Below are 17,241 nucleotides of genomic sequence, written 5' to 3'. Positions count from 1 at the left end.
CTCATTTTTAAAGTGAGGAATTTTTTTGTGAACAAGATTTCACACAAACAAAGACAATTTAAAACCCAATTATCCGTTTATTCACTTTCAGGTCCACTTAATTTAAGCTTATCTTTAGGCTTTTATTTTTTTAAAAAACTATTTCTAATAAACATTGAAGAATGCAAGCAATCTATTGTAGAATTTTTGCCACGATCGGGCTCTCGGTTTTCAGCATTACAGCTTTTGCCCAGGAACGACGGACGATCAGCGGAACAGTAAGAGACGGAAAAAATGGTGAGCTTCTCATCGGAGTAACCGTAAAAGTAGAAGAAGATCCCGGTGTGAGTGTCGTTGCCAACGAATATGGCTTTTACTCACTGTCGCTTCCGCAGGGAAATTATACAGTTGCTGTCGCATATGGAGGTTATGAAGCTTACAGACAGAAGGTTCAGCTTGATCAGAATGTAAAATTAGATTTAATTCTTTCTCAGGAAACAGAACGAACTGCACAGATTGATGAAGTTGTCATTTCTGCAGTGAAAAAAGATAAAAACCTGACTTCTGCTCAGATGGGAACAGAAACTTTGAGCATCAAAAGCATAGAAAAACTTCCCGTTTTATTTGGTGAGAAAGATGTTTTGAAAACCATTCAGCTTTTACCGGGAATCAAAAGCAACGGCGAGGGCAGCAGCGGATTCAGTGTAAGAGGAGGCGCAACCGATCAGAATTTAATTTTACTGGATGAAGCGCCTGTCTACAACGCATCACATTTGTTGGGATTTTTCAGCACATTTAATAGCGATGCCCTGAAAGATGCGAGTATCATCAAAGGAAACAGCCCTGCGCAATACGGTGGTCGTCTTTCTTCGGTGATGGATGTAAAAATGAAAGACGGAAACAACAAAGATTATAACATTAATGGAGGAATTGGTTTGATCAGCAGCCGGCTGAGCGTAGAAGGACCGATTCAGAAAGAGAAATCTTCTTTCATTGTTTCAGGGAGACGAACTTATGCCGATGTTTTCCTGAAAGCTACTGATGATTTTAAAGACAGTAAGCTTTATTTTTATGATTTAAATTTAAAAGCAAATTATCAGATTAATGATAACAATCGCTTGTATGTTTCGGGATATTTTGGAAGAGATGTTCTGGGATTAGGAAATACTTTTGCTACGGATTGGGGAAATACAACAGCAACGGTACGATGGAACAGCATTATCAACAGCAAATTGTTCTCAAACACTTCATTTATTTACAGCAATTACGATTACAAAGTCAGTCTTTCTAGCAATGACAATACTTTTGGTTTAGATTCTCAGATTCAGGATTGGAATCTGAAGCAGGATTTCAGTTGGTTTGCAGGGAATAAACATTCTGTCCGTTTTGGTTTGCAGTCGATTTATCATACAATTACTCCAAGCAGTGCTTCGGGAACGAGTGTGAGCAGTTTTCCGAGAAATTCAAGATATTCCTGGGAAAATGCATTGTACGTCAATGATGATTTTAAAGCCACAGAAAAGCTTACAGTTAATTATGGTTTAAGACTATCAATGTTCAGCGTTTTAGGTGGAGATACTTTCAACATCTATGACAATGGAGTTTTAACTGACAGTAAATTTCTGGAAAAAGGAAAATTCGGAAAAACATATGTCAATCTGGAGCCGAGAATTACAGCCAATTACAGAATCAATGAAGTAAGCAGCATCAAAGGTGGATATGCAAGAAACACTCAAAACCTGCATTTACTCAGCAACAGCAGCAGCGGAAATCCCACGGATCAATGGATTGGAAGCAGCTATACCGTAAAACCAGAAATCGCAGACCAGATCAGTGCCGGTTACAGCAGAAATTTTAACAGTAATAATTACGAGATCAATGCAGAAGTATATTACAAATCGATGCAGAATCAGATTGATTTTAAAAACGGAGCAGAAATTACTTTCGATGCCGCCGCCGATGTGGAAGGGGAATTGTTATTTGGAAAAGGAAGAGCATACGGTCTGGAACTCATTGCTAAAAAGAAAAGCGGAAAACTGACAGGATGGATTTCCTATACTTTATCAAAAACGGAAAGAAAAATAAACGGAATCAATGATAATAACTGGTACAACGCCAGACAAGATAAAACACACGATTTAGCAGTTGTTGCAACTTACGAACTGAATCCCAAATGGTCATTTTCTGGATTGTTTGTCTACAGCACAGGAAATGCTGTGACTTTCCCGACAGGAAAATATGAATTGCAGGAGCAGACAATTTTACAATACAGCTCCCGAAATGCCGACAGGATGCCTGCGTATCACAGATTAGATCTAAGTGCAACGTACGAACCGGGAAAAAACAAACGTTTTCAAAGTTCATGGTCATTCGGAATTTACAATATGTACGGAAGAGAAAATGCGTACATCATTACATTTGAAGACAATCCCGATAAACCAGGAACGACACGTGCAATGCAGACTTCACTTTTTAAATTTGTTCCGAACGTTACCTATAATTTCAAATTTTAATGCCATGAAAAATATATTTTTAATCATCATATCTCTTTTCTTATTTACTTCATGTGAAAAAGAAATTGATCTCGATCTAGACGACAAAAGCGGAAATATCGTGATCGAAGGAAATTTAACTGATCAGGCGGGACCATATTATGTGAAAATCACCAAATCGGTAGCTTTTACAGCCAACAATACCTATCCCATCGTAAGTAATGCTATTGTAGTTTTAAGTGACGATACGGGACAATCTGAAACATTGAATCATGTAGGTGAAGGATTTTATGAAACCACAAATTTTACTACAGCTCCGGGAAGAACCTATACGCTGAAAGTTTCTGCAGAAGGCAAAGAATATACCGCAAAAAGCACCATGCCTCAACCTGTTTTGCTCGACGATCTTCAGCAGGATTCCTTTATGGTTGCGGGTGAATTATCATACACACTTTTGCCTGTTTTTACTGATCCTGTGGCGCTGGGAAACAGGTATCTTTTTAATTTTTCGGTGAATAATTCCGGGAAAATGTTTGAAGCATTTTCTGACAACGTCAACAATGGGGCTGTCAATCAAAGACCTTTATTGTTACCGAATGACGACGAAGACGGGGATGGAGAAAAAACCAAAGTAGGAGATACCATCTATGTTGAAATGCAGTGTATTGACACCAATGTTTACACATATTTTACTTCATTACTACAGATTATAGACGGTGGCGGTCCCGGTGGTGGTATCACACCTTCCAATCCGCCAAGTAATATCAGTAATGGTGCTTTGGGATATTTTTCTGCACATACCGTAAGCAAAAAAACGTATGTGATTCAGTAATTCCCTTATAAGATTAATTGCTACTTCCGACATAAACTCTTTTGTCGGATTTTTTATGTTCTGATTTTTTTAATTTATTTCCATTATAAATTAGAGTTTATACCTGTAAGTAAGATTATGTTAATAAGTTTAGCATAATGTTTTTTATTATATTTGATATAATTGAATTCTTGATTCAGTTTCAATCAAAAATAATTCAGCCCTTCTCTTAAAAATTATCAGATATGTCTGGCCAAACCAATCACAGCAGAAGATCTTTCTTAAAAAGTACAGCCATTGTAGCGATTTTCGCATCAATACCTACGTCTGTAAAAGCTTTTTATAATGATGTTAAAGATTTTATTCTCCCTAAAAAGAGTGTTTTACCGATAAAAATTTCTGTCAATAAAAAATTGCATGATATTAAAATCGACAGTCGTTCAACATTATTGGATGTTCTCCGTGAAAGCCTGGATCTTACCGGAACTAAAAAAGGCTGCGACCACGGACAATGTGGTGCGTGTACCGTTCATATTGACGGTGAGAGAGCATTAAGCTGCCTTACTTTAGCAGCAATGGTTCCCGGAAAAGAAGTAACAACAATTGAAGGTTTATCTACCGGAAATCAACTTCATCCAATGCAGGAAGCTTTCATTGAATGTGACGGATTCCAATGCGGATACTGCACTCCCGGACAAATCATGTCTGCAGTTGCCTGTGTAAAAGAAGGTCATACCAATTCTGTTGAAGAAATTAAAGAATTTATGAGCGGAAATCTTTGTCGTTGTGGTGCTTACAACGGAATTGTTGAATCCATACAAAAAGTAGCAGCATTATGAAACCATTTATATTCGAAAAAGCAAAAACTTCTGCTGAAGCTTTAAAATTCAAAACCTCAGGCAAAGATTTCATTGCAGGAGGAACCAATATAGTAGATCTTCTTAAGAAAAACATTGCTCAACCCGACGGAATGGTTGATGTCTCTACCGCATTGTCTACTGAAATTAAACTTTCTGAAAAGTCGGTAAATATCGGTTCAATGGTTCGTAATACGAGTTTAACTACGAATTCTGATTTGCTTAAAAATTATCCGTTGATTACCAGAGCAGTTTTAGCAGGAGCTTCTCCACAAATCAGAAACATGGCAAGTACAGCCGGAAATTTATTGCAAAGAACTCGTTGTCCGTATTTTTATGATGTGACAACACCCTGCAATAAAAGAAAAAAGGGAAGTGGCTGCAGTGCTCTGAATGGTGATAATAAAATGAGTGCGATTGTAGGTTACAGTGACCAGTGTGTGGCAGTTCATCCTTCAGATTTGTGTATCTCTTTGGCTGCATTGGATGCTAATGTTCATGGAGTTGATTCTAAAAATAAACAGTTTACCATTCCCTTTAAAGATTTCCATAGATTACCGGAAAATACACCCTGGCTAGACAATAATTTACCTCAAAATGCTTTGATAACTCATATTGAAGTGCCAAAAAATGAATTTCATAAAAAATATGCTTACGTAAAACTTCGTGAAAGAACATCATATGCTTTTGCAATGATTTCCGTAGCAGCTGCACTTTATATGGATGGAAATACCATCAAAGAAGCAAGATTGGCTTCCGGAGGTGTTGCGCATAAACCTTGGCGATGGTATGAAGCCGAAGATTATCTGAAAGGTAAAAAAGTATCGGATGAAGTATTTAAAAAAGCTTCAGAAATTGCAACTGAAAAAGTAAAACCTTTGGCTCACAACGGTTATAAAGTTCCGATGCTGAGAGGAGCAATAGAACTTGCTTTACAAAATGCTTCAAAATTATAAACAGTTTTACTTCTAACAAATTTTAAAAATTAACAACATGGGATTTTTTGACGATGAAACTGAATTTATAATACCTGCTGAAGGTCGAGTGGAAGCCGTTGCAAAAGTAAAAGGACAAGGGAAATATGCTGCCGAATATAAAGTTGACAATCTGTGTCATGCAGTTTTGGTGACGAGTGAGATTGCATCAGGAACCATCAAATCGATTAATTTAGATTTGGCAAAACAATCGGAAGGAATTCTTGACATTATTTCTCATCTTAAAAAACCAAACGTTCCGGGATTTTCCAGTGAGGCAAAAATAAAAGAATCTAAATTCGGATTGCCGGTTTTTCATACCGATAAAATTTATTTTAAAGGTCAGCCGATTGCTTTAGTGATTGCCGAAACATTGGAAGAAGCGACATACGCAGCATCATTAGTAAAGGTGGAATACACTGTTGAATCTTTTGAAGTTGATTTTAATAAAGCTAAAAATTCTGTTGAATTAAAACCTACAGGTAAAGAAAGAGGTGACGAAAAAAACTGGAGCAGTTCGACATTTTCTGTTGATCAGGAATACAATATTGCAGCAGAAATCCACAATCCAATGGAAATGCATGCAACAATTGCAGATTGGTACACAGAGAATAAATTAAGGCTTTACGATAAAAATCAGGGAGTTAACAGTGTACAAAAAACATTTGCCGGATTGTTTGGAATTCCGGTAGATAACATTCAGGTGATTAGTGAATTTGTCGGTGGTGGATTTGGTTCGGGATTAAAAGTATGGCCTCATGCATTGGCGGCTATTTTAGGTGCAAAACAGGTGAAGAGACCTGTCAAATTGATGTTGACACGTCCACAAATGTTTCATTCCGTGGGTTACAGACCTGCATCTTGGCAAAGAATTAAAGTTGGTGCAAATCAGGATGGCAAAATTACAGGACTTCTCCATCAGGCAAAAAACGGATGTGCAATATATGATCCTTTCAGTGAGGGAATTACAAGAGTAACGAGGCTTATCTATCAATTTGATAATCTTAAAACTGAAAATGCGGTGGTACCGTTAAATCTAAGCGCACCAACCTGGATGCGGGGTCCCGGAGATTGTACCGGTGATTTTGCTATCGAAAGTGCGTTGGATGAACTGAGTTATCAACTAAAAATGGATCCTGTTGAGTTGAGATATAAAAATCTGGCACTTGAGAAAAATCCCGAAACGGGATTGCCTTGGTCTACCAATTATTTAAAAGAAGCCATTGAAAAAGGTTCTAAAATGATTGGCTGGAATTTAAGACAGCCAACTCCGGGAGCAATTTCAGAAGGCGATTGGAAAATCGGTTACGGGATGGCTGTAGGAATGTGGAATGCAGGAAGAAACAAAGCCAGCGCAGGAATCAAAATGACAAAAAACGGAAATATTGTTTTACAGACGGCAATGACGGATATCGGAACCGGAACGGGAACAGGGATGCAGAATATACTACACCAAACTTCCGGGATTTCTAAAAATAAAATTAAAATTGAACTTGGAAATTCTGATCTTCCTCCGGCGGGAAGTCAGGGTGGAAGTACAGGATTATCTTCCATCAGCGGAGCTGTGGTTGCTGTAAGTGATGCTTTAAAGGTAAAGTTAGCAGAGTATGCAACTCAAATAAATTCAAAATATAAAGATGCTCTTGCAAAAGATGTTATCCTTTCAGATACAGGAATTTCTTTTCAGAAAAGTAGCGAGAATTTTATTTCTTATCAGGATATTTTTGCGAAAAATAATTTAAAAACAATTGATGTAGAAGCTTCATCGGAAGCAGGTGAAGAGAAAAAGAAATTTTCTTTCTGTTCGTCAGCTGCTCATTTCTGTAAAGTAAAAGTCAATACAAAAACCGGAAAAGTGATGATTGATAAAATGGTTGTTGTAGTAGATGGTGGAAAAATTATTAATGAAAAACCTGCCGCCAACCAGATCTCCGGAGCTGCAGTAGGAGGAATTGGTATGGCTCTGATGGAAAAAATGTCGGTTGACGGGAAATTAGGAAGTATCATTGCAAATGATTTGGCGGGCTATCATTTCCCTGTCAATGCAGATGCACCGATTATCGAAGTTTCTTTTATCAATAAACCTGATACAAATTTAAATCCGAGCGGAGCAAAAGGATTGGGTGAAGTAGGAATTATCGGAGCTGCTCCTGCAATTGCCAACGCCATTTTTAATGCAACCGGAAAACGTTTTAGAAATTTACCGATAACTCCTGATTTAATCGTACAGACAAAATAGTGCTTGTAAGATTTATACTCATGCCAAAACAAAATTATCCCTTAAATTCATTTTTGAGGGATTTCGTTTTTAAGTAAAGCAATCCCTTATATTTTTCACTAAAATCTTTAGAAAGTCTTCATTGGCTTAAACTTTGATGTTTTGGTTTTAAATATTTCGCAACCATAATGCAAAATATAAAAGAATAAATCAAATCGCTAAACACCAAAACTTTAAAATATGAAAATAAGTCTTCATTATTTAATGATCGCATCATCAATGCTTTTAGTCAATTGTAACGATGATTTGGAAAATATAGGCGAGACATTTCCTCCTGTAGAAACCAATCCTGCGAACACAAATTATCCTCCTGCGTTTGCCGGACAGACGAGAATCAACGCCGTAAAGACTACAACACCTTATCAAAAAACAGTTCTTACTTCTTCGCTCACTTCTCCATGGGGAATTACGAGTCTTCCGGATGGACGACTATTGATTACTCAAAAAACAGGAACCATGCGAATTGTTACCAATACTGGAACGGTTGGAAACCCGATTACCGGACTTCCTGCGGTAAATTCCACAGGACAGGGCGGATTGCTTGGGCTGTGTCTTGATCCTCAGTTTTCTTCAAATAGAATGGTTTATTGGGTGTTTTCTGAAAATGTTACCGGTGGTACCTTGACAGCCGTTGCAAAAGGAAGGCTTTCAGATTCAGAGACAACTATTGAAAATCCTACGGTCATTTACAGAGCAAATCCGTCTGCTTCAACGGGTAATCTTCACTATGGCGGAAGAATTTTATTCGATTCTGCAGGAAATTTGTTTGTCAGTACGGGAGAACGGTCTGATCTTTCAACAAGACCTTTGGCGCAATCGGTTACTGCAGCAATCGGTAAGATAATACGCATTACAAAAGACGGCCTGCCTGCACCGGGAAACCCTACATTCTCTCAATCAGGAGCTTTACCTGAATTGTATAGTATTGGTCACAGAAATCCGCAAGGAATAGCGATTCATCCTGTAACGGGAGATCTTTGGCAGGGTGAACACGGACCGAGGGGAGGAGATGAAATCAACCGTATACAGGCGGGAGCAAATTATGGTTGGCCTACAATTACTTACGGAATAGAATACAGTGGTGCAGTAATCGGAAACGGGATTCAACAGCAGACAGGAATGCAGCAACCCGTTTATTACTGGGATCCTGTGATCTCACCAAGCGGAATGACATTCTACAGAGGAAATAATATGCCCGAATGGCAAAACAATCTTTTCATAGGATCTCTAAGTGGAATGCACATTGTAAGATTGGTCATCGAAAACAATAAAGTCGTAGGTGAAGAAAGATTACTTGCCGATGAAAATCAACGTTTCAGAGACGTCACACAAGGTACAGATAATGCATTATACGCTGTAACAGATGCCGGTAGATTGTATAAAATAAGTAAGCAGTAAGTTTTAAACACTGCTTAAAAACTTAAAACGTAGAACATTATTTTCTTTATGTTCTACGTTTTTATTTTGGAAGTTTAGGCGGTGCGGGTCTTGCTGTTGGTGTACTCAATGTCCCGAGGAATGCTTCCAACTGCAGCATTTCTTCTTTTGTTAAATCTAAAAGTTTCAGCATATCAGATTTTTCAGACTGTAAAGAAATTCCGTCATGAATAGTTGACCTGTGTTTTGATGATTCAGGATTTCCGGTATTGTAAAAATTGATGACTTCCGTTAAAGTATTAAAAGAGCCATTGTGCATCCAGGGTCCTGTTCTCGTAACTTCTCTCAATGTAGGAACTCTGAACTTTCCTACATCCAAAGCTTTTTTTGTGATTAAATACTGTCCCAAATCTTCCTCTTCCGAGTCAAGAAGCGCAGTTCCGTCATTTTCAAAAAGATTATTAGAAAAATAACCGGAGTTGTGGCAATTCATGCACTGAGCTTTTGTTCTGAAAAGATGAAGTCCCATTACTTCATCATCAGTGAAAACATCTTTTTCGCCGTCGATAAACTGATCAAATCGGCTTGGTGGACTTATTACTGTACGTTCAAAGGTAGCAATAGCTTTTGCAATTCTGTCTTTTGTTATTTTTTTGTCACCAAAAGCTTTTTCAAAAAGTAGTTCATACCCTTTTATTTTTACAATTTTTTCGGTGGCGATATCGATATGCTCGTGCATTTCTCTCATATCTTCAATTGGCATTTTTGCCTGATCTTCAAGAGATGCGGCTCTGCCATCCCAAAACAAAGATTTTGCATAAGCGATATTCATGATTGTCATAGCATTTCTGTTTCCCAATTGTCTGTCGTGCCCGAAAGAAAATTTTCTGTTGTCTGTCCATCCCAATTCAGGATCGTGACATGATGCACATGCAATCTGATTAGAGCCTGAAAGTCTAGGATCATAAAACAAAGTTCTACCCAAAAAAGCCTTTTCATCAGAATAAGGATTGTCTGACGGAAATTTGACTGCCGGTAAATGACCGATCTCGGAAAAAATAGGTTCGGAAGGATCAAGAATCGGTTTTGGCCATTTCGAAACGTCACCTGAAGAATACACAGATCTTAGCTGATCAATGAAAGACTGCTTTTTCTTGATCTCTTTGTATGTACGTGTTTGCAGGCAGTTGTTGAGTAAAGTTATGGTTAGGAATAAAACCAAAGCCCAGCTTACGCCATTCTTCATTTCAGATGATAATTTTCACAAAAATAATCAATCTGAGTTATATTCAAAGATTATTTATCTGAATAAAATTTTGTAGAAAAAATAAAGATTTAATAATTGAAAAGCTTAGTCTTCCATAGATTTTAAAGCCCAGCCGATAAGCAGAGGCTGCATGAATAATCTTGCTTTTCTTCTTTCATCGGTATCTAACCCGAAACCGTCTTTTCTGTTTTTATATTGTGAAATATTTCCCGGGAAAACAGCTGTAAAAAATGTTGCGGTTATTTTTCCCAAAAGACTCCTGTATTTCTTCGGAGTAGCAATAATACTTGCTCCCAAAGCTATTTCAACAATTCCTGAATATACTACAGTGTCATCTTTCTTGAGGGGAACCCAATCAGGAACCTGCGCCTGAAATTCTTTTCTTGCAAATGTAAGATGGGCAATTCCTGCCGTGACAAGCATTGTTCCCAATGCGATTCTCGAAATGTTTTTAGAATCCATAATACTTTTTTTTATTTTTAATGTAAGACAAAAGTCAGACCAGTCTGAGAATATCAGAACACTACTTTTACCCATCTTAATATTTTAAGCTTACAATGAAATAAAACGCATACGGTATTGATAATGTGACTGTAATCATAAATATGTCAGTAAAATTTCGTATATTAGCAATCACTACCAAATCAAAATTTATGGAACGAATTAAACTTTTTCTGGACGAAACACCGGTTCAGAAGACCAAAAAAGCAACTGAGAAAAACAATATCAATTTCAATGAAATAAAAAACTTTTTATGTGAAGTTGATAATTATAGTTTTGATCAGATAAGACTAAGATTGAAGCCCAATCGTAACAAGTTTGTGATTGATGTCGCGACAGGAATACAATATCCTGCTTACGATGACTTTGTGACAAAAATCCAGCAGAGTAAATATGCAGGCTATTTTGATTTGAAATAAAATTTAAGATTTCCCTAAATTGCTACTTTAAACGTTTTTTATTAAAAGTGAGAGCCTCCTGATCTGAACTTTCAGATCAGGAGGTTTTTTTTGTTTATGTGGCTTGTTTTTTGACATGATTGTTTCAAATAATTATCTATGTATCTCTCTGTTTTTTTGAATTTTAATTGGAAAGAATTTCTTTTCGGAAGCGAAGAATGGATTTTCATGCTTGAAATTGTTATAAGAACCATAATCATGTTCCTCACAATCATTATTAGTTTGAGGGTTTTGGGAAAAAGAGGAGTGAAGCAATTATCGGTTTTTGAACTTGTTGTGATTATAGGCTTAGGCTCGGCAGCAGGTGATCCTATGTTTTATAAAGATGTGGGAATTGTTTCTTCCATTATTGTCTTTGCCGTTATTATCTGCATTTATAGTCTTTTTACTTATCTGATCGGGAGATACAAAAAATTTGAAAATTTATTAGAAGGGAAATCCATCTACCTTATCAATGACGGAGTTTTTGCCATTGATAATTTTAAGAAAGAAAATTTGGGAAGTGACGAGTTTTTTTCAGAACTCAGATTAAAAGGTGTTTCACATCTGGGTCAGATAGAAACAGCAATTGAGGAAACTTCAGGAGATATAAGTGTTTTCTTTTATGATGAAAAAGAGGTTAAATATGGGTTGCCGGTAATGCCCCATTCATTGGATCATCCTTCACAAATTATTGAGAATGAAGGATATTACTCATGTACATTTTGCGGCTTTACCGAAGAAAAGAAAACAGGAAAAGCAGGAGTCTGCAAAAACTGCGGAAAAAAAAATTGGGTAAAAGCAAGTAATAAAAAAAGAATTACCTAGAATTAGAACAAAATAAATTCCCGACTCATCTGTAGTCGGGAATTTCAATTTACATATATATATTTGAGATTTGGTGTTGGGGTTAAGCTATGGCTTCATTTTGGAAAATGTTTTTCATAGAAACGCCTGTTTCTTTTCCGAAAAGACTTGAAAAGATATTCTGAAACTCGTGAATATACTTGCATCTGATCGTGTTTCCGTAAATCTTCAGCCCGTCAACGATTTTTTTAGAGCTTAAATCAATATCATATTTGATAAAGTTTTCCGGTCTTTCATATCTTATTCTGTGATCTGAACTGTAAGTTCTCATGAATCCTAACTTCTCAAGCCAGTCTTCATTGATCGTGATGGGTTGAATAGAGTCTGCAGGTACAGCCAGAGAGTGATAGTCATTCTCAATCTTTACAAAATATTCATTTTTATCGTTTTGAAAAATTTCTGTAATTGTAAAAATCTGGCCTCTATAATCTACCAGATTTTTAATTTTTAAATCTGTAACGTTCATAATATTTGTGGTATAAGTGGTTTATAAGAGAAGTTGCAAATACTATGCCTTACATTAAATGTGTGGTATGTAAGTGTCAAAAAAATGACATCCGTAAATATAAATTTTATAGAATTTCATTTTCTGGTTATTCTTGGCACATATTCCAATTTTGGATGTGATAAAAAATCCGATTGATAACCTTTTTGATCTAAGTTATTTGCAATATGAGGCTGTATTATTCCTGAATTTCTTTACGTTTGAATTGATGAAAGAAGTACAGATTCCATAAAATCATTTCGTAACCATAAACGGTATCTTCTATAGGAATCGTAAAAATGCGGATTCCAATAATATCATCAGGATTGTAATTGACAATAGGAGAGTCGAGGCCGGTTCCTGTGAGAATTCCGTTGACAGCCAGAAATCCGGGCATCAGTATCAAATAAATCAGTGATGCTTTACCAATCCATTTCATTTTTAAAATAAAATATAGCAGAAAAAGGCTTGTTGCAGTTGTAAGAAATGTAACAAATGGATAAATTCTGTCTTGAAAATAAACTGCAAGGCAAAGTAGAACAAAAATAGAAATGATCACAAATACTCTTTCAAAATTCTGATTCCAATCGAGTTTAAAAAATTTGTCTAAACAGAAATAGGTAAAGATGCATGAAAATGGAATGCAGATAAAAAACATCAGCTCCTCGACAGGAAGCCCGAAAAGTCTTTTGCCAATTAAATACCGATCATTAAACCACCAAACTTCATTTTTTGTAAACCAGACATCCCATGCAATAAAAAAAATGGCAACCAGAACAGAAGCCATCAAAAATGCTTTAAAATGCTTATGAAACTTTATTTTCGGATGAAATGAAAATAAAAAGCAGATAATCACCGTGAAAAAGTTGATCGCGAGATACGTGTACTGCCACATTTATTTTTTGTTTTTATTAAAATACATTTTGAAATACTTCACAGGAACCCACAGAAATCCAAAACATTCCCCCTGTTCTTTGCCGGTGTGCTTGTGATGCTGCTTGTGAGCTCTTCTTATTGCCAATAAGTATGGATTTTGCGTGTCTCTCAAAAACTTGAAACGCTGATGAATAAAAATGTCATGAACAAAAAAATAAGCCATTCCGTATAAAGTAATTCCTATGGAAATATAGAAGAATTCGTTGAAATCATTCACTGTTCCGTAATACATCATAGCAATAGTAGGGATCGCAAAAATAGCGAAAAAATAATCGTTTCTTTCCATATGACCTTCATTGCTGTGATCGTGATGATCTCGGTGAAGGGTCCACAGAAAGCCGTGCATAATGTATTTATGAACCATCCATGTGATTCCCTCCATGATAAAAAATGTTGTTGCAACAATCAAAAAATTCATATTAATTTTGTTTCCGGTTAAACATTTTTTCTAAGACATCAAAACGGTAACTGAAAATATGCTTCAATTTATTTTTAACGAAAAGTTTGTGTGCAATTTCACCCAAAAATCCCATCGGAAGCTCATAATCTACAGTATCTTTTATTAAAACTCCCTTTTCGTTTGGTATAAATTCATGAAAATGATTCCACAATTTGTATGGGCCTTTCTTCTGAAAATCGGTGAAACTTCGATGATGATCTACCTGCGTGATTTCCGTCTGCCAATCCATTTTAATTCCTAATATTGGAGATACATAGTAATCGATGATCATTCCTTCATAAATTTCATCACTCTCCATCTCAGTACGAACGATGAAGTTCATATCTTTTGGAGTAATTTTAGAAAGATTATTTGCCGCTGAGAAAAATTTCCAGGCAGTTTCTATGTCACAGTTTATTTGTTGTTCTCGTTTGAGCTGGTGTACCATTGTGATGTCTTAAAGTAAATTTTAATTCTATAAAAATGACATTTTGTATTGAACATAGCTGCTCATCATCAATGAAAATTTTCTTCCATTTGAAATTCTGATTCTCTGATTGATGATTTTTTTTGCCGGAGTTCTCTTGATTTTTCTGAATAATGAAATGTAATATCTGTAAGCCAGATAAACGCCAAATCGTGCTGAATTGGGAAGATTTTTAATTCCCTCTAAAGCTTCTTTAAATTCCTGCTGAATATCATTTTCAATATGTTCTTTTACTGAATTATCAAAATAAGTAATGTCAACATTAGGAAAATAAGTACGTCCCAAAACCTGATAATCGTCTTTCAGATCTCGGAGAAAATTAACTTTCTGAAAAGCTGAGCCAAGTTTCATAGCAGAAGGTTTCAAAATTTCATATTGTTCCTTATTCCCATCGACAAAAATATGAAGACACATCAAACCAACAACTTCTGCCGAACCCAAAATATATTGTTTGTAAAGATCAGAATTATAATCAATTTTCTGAAGATCCATTTCCATGCTGTTAAGAAACTGATTGATGAGTTGTAAGTCAATCTCATACTTGTGAACCGTCTCCTGAAAGCATTGTAAGATAGGATTTAAGGAAATTTTCTCTTCCAAAGCCTGCTTGGTCTGCTCTCTGAATCGTGTAAGCAAAGTAGCTCTGTCAAAATCATGAAAACTGTCTACAATTTCGTCAGCCAGTCTCACATAGCCGTAAATTGCATAAATCGAATTTCTTATTTTTGGTGACAATGCCAAGATCCCTAATGAAAAACTGGTACTGTATTGTTTGGTGGTTTGTTTACTGATCTTGTACGAGAGATCGTCAAATAGTGTTTTCATATTGATCCTGGTTTATTTTGTTGCTTCTATGGCTGCAATTTTTCCTGAAATAATTGACGGCGGGACTCCCGGTCCCGGAACGGTCAATTGTCCTGTATAAAACAAATTGCTTACTTTTTTATTTTTTAATGAAGGTTTCAGGACTGCTGTCTGGGAGAGTGTGTTTGCCAATCCGTAGGCGTTTCCTTCATATGCATTGTAGTCTTCTTTAAAATCTTTGATGCAATAGCTTTTTTTATAATCTAGTTTTGATTTTAAATCTAAAGTTTCGGTATGTTTTTCGAGCCTGAGAATCATTTCGTCAAAATATTTCTCTCTTTTTTCTTCACTGTCTTCCAAACCGGTTGCAACAGGCATCAGAAGAAATACGTTTTCACAATTTTCAGGAGCTACATTCTCATCTGTTTTTGAAGGACAACACACATAAAACAAAGGTTTTGTCGGCCATTTTTTATCATCATAAATTTCTGTTGTGTGCAGACCCAGATCATTTTCAAAAAACAAAGTATGATGCTTCAGATTTGGAATTTTTTCTTTAAATCCTAAATAATAAATTAAACATGAAGGCGCAAAAGTTCTTTTTTTCCAGTAATCTTCTGTGTAATTTCTATATTCTTCAGGAAGTAAACTGTTTTCTGTATGATGATAATCAGACGATGCAATTACGGTGTCAAATTCAATATCCGTTCCGTTTACCGAGATCGCAGTAGCTTTATTTTTATTAACTTTTATAGAATCTATATTTGAATTTAAATGAAATTGAACCCCTTGCACTTTTGCAACATTTGCCATCGCATCAGTAACCTTAGAAAATCCGCCTATTGGATACCAAGTTCCCAATTTGTAACCGCCATAATTCATCAAACTGTATAATGCGGGAATATCTTTTGGCGCAGCACCGAGAAAAATTACCGGAAATTCCATCAACATGATCAATTTCGGGTCTTTAAAATATTTTCTGACAAATTTGTGGAAATTAGATAATAGGTCAAGCTTTAAAGCACTTTTAGCAATTTTCGGAGAAACAAATTCAAACCATGAGTGACAAGGTTTGTTGACGAAATCTTTCATCCCGACTTCATATTTATATTGAGCGTCATCCATAAATTCATCCAGTTTTTTCCCGGCCCCTTTTTCAGTGTTTTCAAAAAGAGTTCGCATCTCCTTATAATCATGCGGAATCTGCATTGTTCCGTCTGAGAAAACCATTTCAAACTGTGGATTTAAAGGGACTAGCTGAAAATAATCTGAAGTTTTCTTACCAAAATCTGAAAAAAAATTTTCAATAATATCGGGCATCCAATACCAGCTTGGTCCCATATCAAAGGTATAACCGTTGTCTGTTACAAATTTTCTGGCTCTTCCTCCCAGACTGTTGTTCTTTTCAAATACATGAACTTCATGACCTTTTTGTGCCGAGTAAGCTGCTGCCGACAAACCTGAAAATCCTGATCCTATAATTGCTATCTTACTCATATTAATTATTTTCGAATGAGAAATCTTTATAAACGGTTTCTATGAGCTCTTTACTGTCAATATTTTTGTGATAAATCGGATGGTGAAATTGATTCAGCTTATTCATAATGCGGATCAAGTCCATTTTTTCTGAATAAGTGAGGTTCCCAGAAACAATATTTGTTGCCTGACGGATTTTATTCATCTGTTTTTCTAAGACATCAATACCTTTTTGGGTAATATTTACCAGTTTGATCCTTTTATCTTGTATAGAATCGGTTTGCCGAATCCAGCCATGATTCAAAAGTCGGTTGATGATCAGAATTCCCACAGGTTTTTCATGAATATTTCTTTTGATCAAGTCAATTTTTGACATCGCACCAAAAGCTTTCAGATTAATCAAATAAATGAAATCTTCCTGGGTAGAAAATTCAGAATCGGAAATGGCAGATTTGGAATATGATTTTGCATATCGGTTAAGATGTACAAGTAAAGTGCTGATTGCGCTTTCAGGGCTTCGTCCCTGATCTTTCCCTTCCCAGCTGACAGAAGAGTTATTATGATTACGCTTTTGAGATTCCTGATCAGAAATCCAGGTTTTGAAGCCGTCAATTGTTGAAGGATACGAAGAATTTTTATTGCTCAAGTTAAATTCTTCGAGTAGTGAGACTGCATCTTTTATTAAATCAAAATCCATTTAGATAAATTTAGAGTATAAATATTCATTAATTATAAAATAATGTTTATTTATATTTTATTCTGCATCAAAAATGAT

The 17,241-nt window shown here is 35.9% G+C and carries 17 protein-coding genes; 8 read left to right on the top strand and 9 right to left on the bottom strand.

All coding sequences use genetic code 11. The annotated features are described in order from the left end of the window. The first annotated feature begins 161 nt into the window (after nt 1–161). From AC4FQ5_RS11045 to AC4FQ5_RS11020, 6 genes are all read left to right on the top strand, one after another. Complete coding sequence (locus AC4FQ5_RS11045) at nt 162–2,492, top strand: TonB-dependent receptor (protein ID WP_491143260.1); 2,331 nt, start codon at nt 162–164, stop codon at nt 2,490–2,492. A gap of 4 nt (nt 2,493–2,496) precedes the next feature. Continuing rightward, on the top strand, nt 2,497–3,303 hold the full coding sequence (locus tag AC4FQ5_RS11040) for a DUF4249 domain-containing protein (RefSeq protein ID WP_491143259.1): 807 nt from the start codon (nt 2,497–2,499) through the stop codon (nt 3,301–3,303). Nucleotides 3,304–3,527: 224 nt separating this feature from the next. Then, nucleotides 3,528–4,121, top strand: coding sequence for a (2Fe-2S)-binding protein (locus AC4FQ5_RS11035; protein ID WP_491143257.1), 594 nt, complete (start codon nt 3,528–3,530; stop codon nt 4,119–4,121). Further along, nucleotides 4,118–5,095 (top strand): FAD binding domain-containing protein, encoded by a 978-nt coding sequence (locus AC4FQ5_RS11030; RefSeq protein ID WP_491143255.1) that lies wholly within the window; start codon nt 4,118–4,120, stop codon nt 5,093–5,095. Before AC4FQ5_RS11035 ends, AC4FQ5_RS11030 begins: the two co-directional genes overlap by 4 nt. Before the next feature lie 37 nt (nt 5,096–5,132). Then, a complete protein-coding gene (locus AC4FQ5_RS11025) occupies nt 5,133–7,352 on the top strand; it encodes a xanthine dehydrogenase family protein molybdopterin-binding subunit (protein ID WP_491143253.1) in 2,220 nt (739 codons plus the stop codon). 219 nt (nt 7,353–7,571) lie between these two features. Further along, entirely contained in the window at nt 7,572–8,789 is a 1,218-nt protein-coding gene (locus tag AC4FQ5_RS11020) for a PQQ-dependent sugar dehydrogenase (RefSeq protein WP_491143251.1), read from the top strand. Nucleotides 8,790–8,850: 61 nt separating this feature from the next. On the opposite strand, the gene AC4FQ5_RS11015 is transcribed toward AC4FQ5_RS11020, so the two are convergent. Together AC4FQ5_RS11015 and AC4FQ5_RS11010 are read right to left on the bottom strand one after the other, a co-directional pair. Next, entirely contained in the window at nt 8,851–10,014 is a 1,164-nt protein-coding gene (locus AC4FQ5_RS11015) for a cytochrome-c peroxidase (protein WP_491143249.1), read from the bottom strand. Nucleotides 10,015–10,119: 105 nt separating this feature from the next. Beyond that, nucleotides 10,120–10,497, bottom strand: coding sequence for a DoxX family protein (locus AC4FQ5_RS11010; protein WP_491143248.1), 378 nt, complete (start codon nt 10,495–10,497; stop codon nt 10,120–10,122). A gap of 191 nt (nt 10,498–10,688) precedes the next feature. Here AC4FQ5_RS11010 and AC4FQ5_RS11005 point away from each other — a divergent pair, with 191 nt between their 5' ends. Together AC4FQ5_RS11005 and AC4FQ5_RS11000 are read left to right on the top strand one after the other, a co-directional pair. Next, nucleotides 10,689–10,955, top strand: a complete 267-nt coding sequence (locus AC4FQ5_RS11005; RefSeq protein ID WP_491143246.1) for a hypothetical protein — start codon at nt 10,689–10,691, stop codon at nt 10,953–10,955. 138 nt (nt 10,956–11,093) lie between these two features. Then, the gene (locus tag AC4FQ5_RS11000) at nt 11,094–11,801 is read left to right on the top strand and encodes a DUF421 domain-containing protein (RefSeq protein WP_491143244.1); all 708 of its coding nucleotides are present in this window, start codon (nt 11,094–11,096) and stop codon (nt 11,799–11,801) included. A gap of 82 nt (nt 11,802–11,883) precedes the next feature. On the opposite strand, the gene AC4FQ5_RS10995 is transcribed toward AC4FQ5_RS11000, so the two are convergent. The 7 genes from AC4FQ5_RS10995 to AC4FQ5_RS10965 form a co-directional block, all read right to left on the bottom strand. Then, nucleotides 11,884–12,306: a hypothetical protein gene (locus AC4FQ5_RS10995; RefSeq protein WP_491143242.1), complete on the bottom strand. Its 423-nt coding sequence runs from the start codon at nt 12,304–12,306 to the stop codon at nt 11,884–11,886. A 217-nt stretch (nt 12,307–12,523) separates the two neighbouring features. Beyond that, nucleotides 12,524–13,219: a lycopene cyclase domain-containing protein gene (locus tag AC4FQ5_RS10990; RefSeq protein WP_491143240.1), complete on the bottom strand. Its 696-nt coding sequence runs from the start codon at nt 13,217–13,219 to the stop codon at nt 12,524–12,526. Continuing rightward, nucleotides 13,220–13,678: a sterol desaturase family protein gene (locus AC4FQ5_RS10985; RefSeq protein ID WP_491143238.1), complete on the bottom strand. Its 459-nt coding sequence runs from the start codon at nt 13,676–13,678 to the stop codon at nt 13,220–13,222. Nucleotide 13,679: 1 nt separating this feature from the next. Next, complete coding sequence (locus AC4FQ5_RS10980) at nt 13,680–14,147, bottom strand: SRPBCC family protein (RefSeq protein ID WP_491143236.1); 468 nt, start codon at nt 14,145–14,147, stop codon at nt 13,680–13,682. Nucleotides 14,148–14,174: 27 nt separating this feature from the next. Next, nucleotides 14,175–15,011, bottom strand: coding sequence for a phytoene/squalene synthase family protein (locus AC4FQ5_RS10975; RefSeq protein ID WP_491143234.1), 837 nt, complete (start codon nt 15,009–15,011; stop codon nt 14,175–14,177). A 12-nt stretch (nt 15,012–15,023) separates the two neighbouring features. Continuing rightward, nucleotides 15,024–16,487: a bifunctional phytoene desaturase/3,4-desaturase gene (gene crtID / locus AC4FQ5_RS10970; RefSeq protein ID WP_491143232.1), complete on the bottom strand. Its 1,464-nt coding sequence runs from the start codon at nt 16,485–16,487 to the stop codon at nt 15,024–15,026. A gap of 1 nt (nt 16,488) precedes the next feature. Next, nucleotides 16,489–17,163, bottom strand: coding sequence for a MarR family winged helix-turn-helix transcriptional regulator (locus AC4FQ5_RS10965; protein WP_491143230.1), 675 nt, complete (start codon nt 17,161–17,163; stop codon nt 16,489–16,491). Between the last annotated feature and the right edge of the window lie 78 nt (nt 17,164–17,241).

Source organism: Chryseobacterium sp. DT-167, assembly GCF_058310155.1.
Note: the sequence above shows the minus strand (reverse complement) of the source record. Positions and strands in the feature narration are given on the sequence as shown.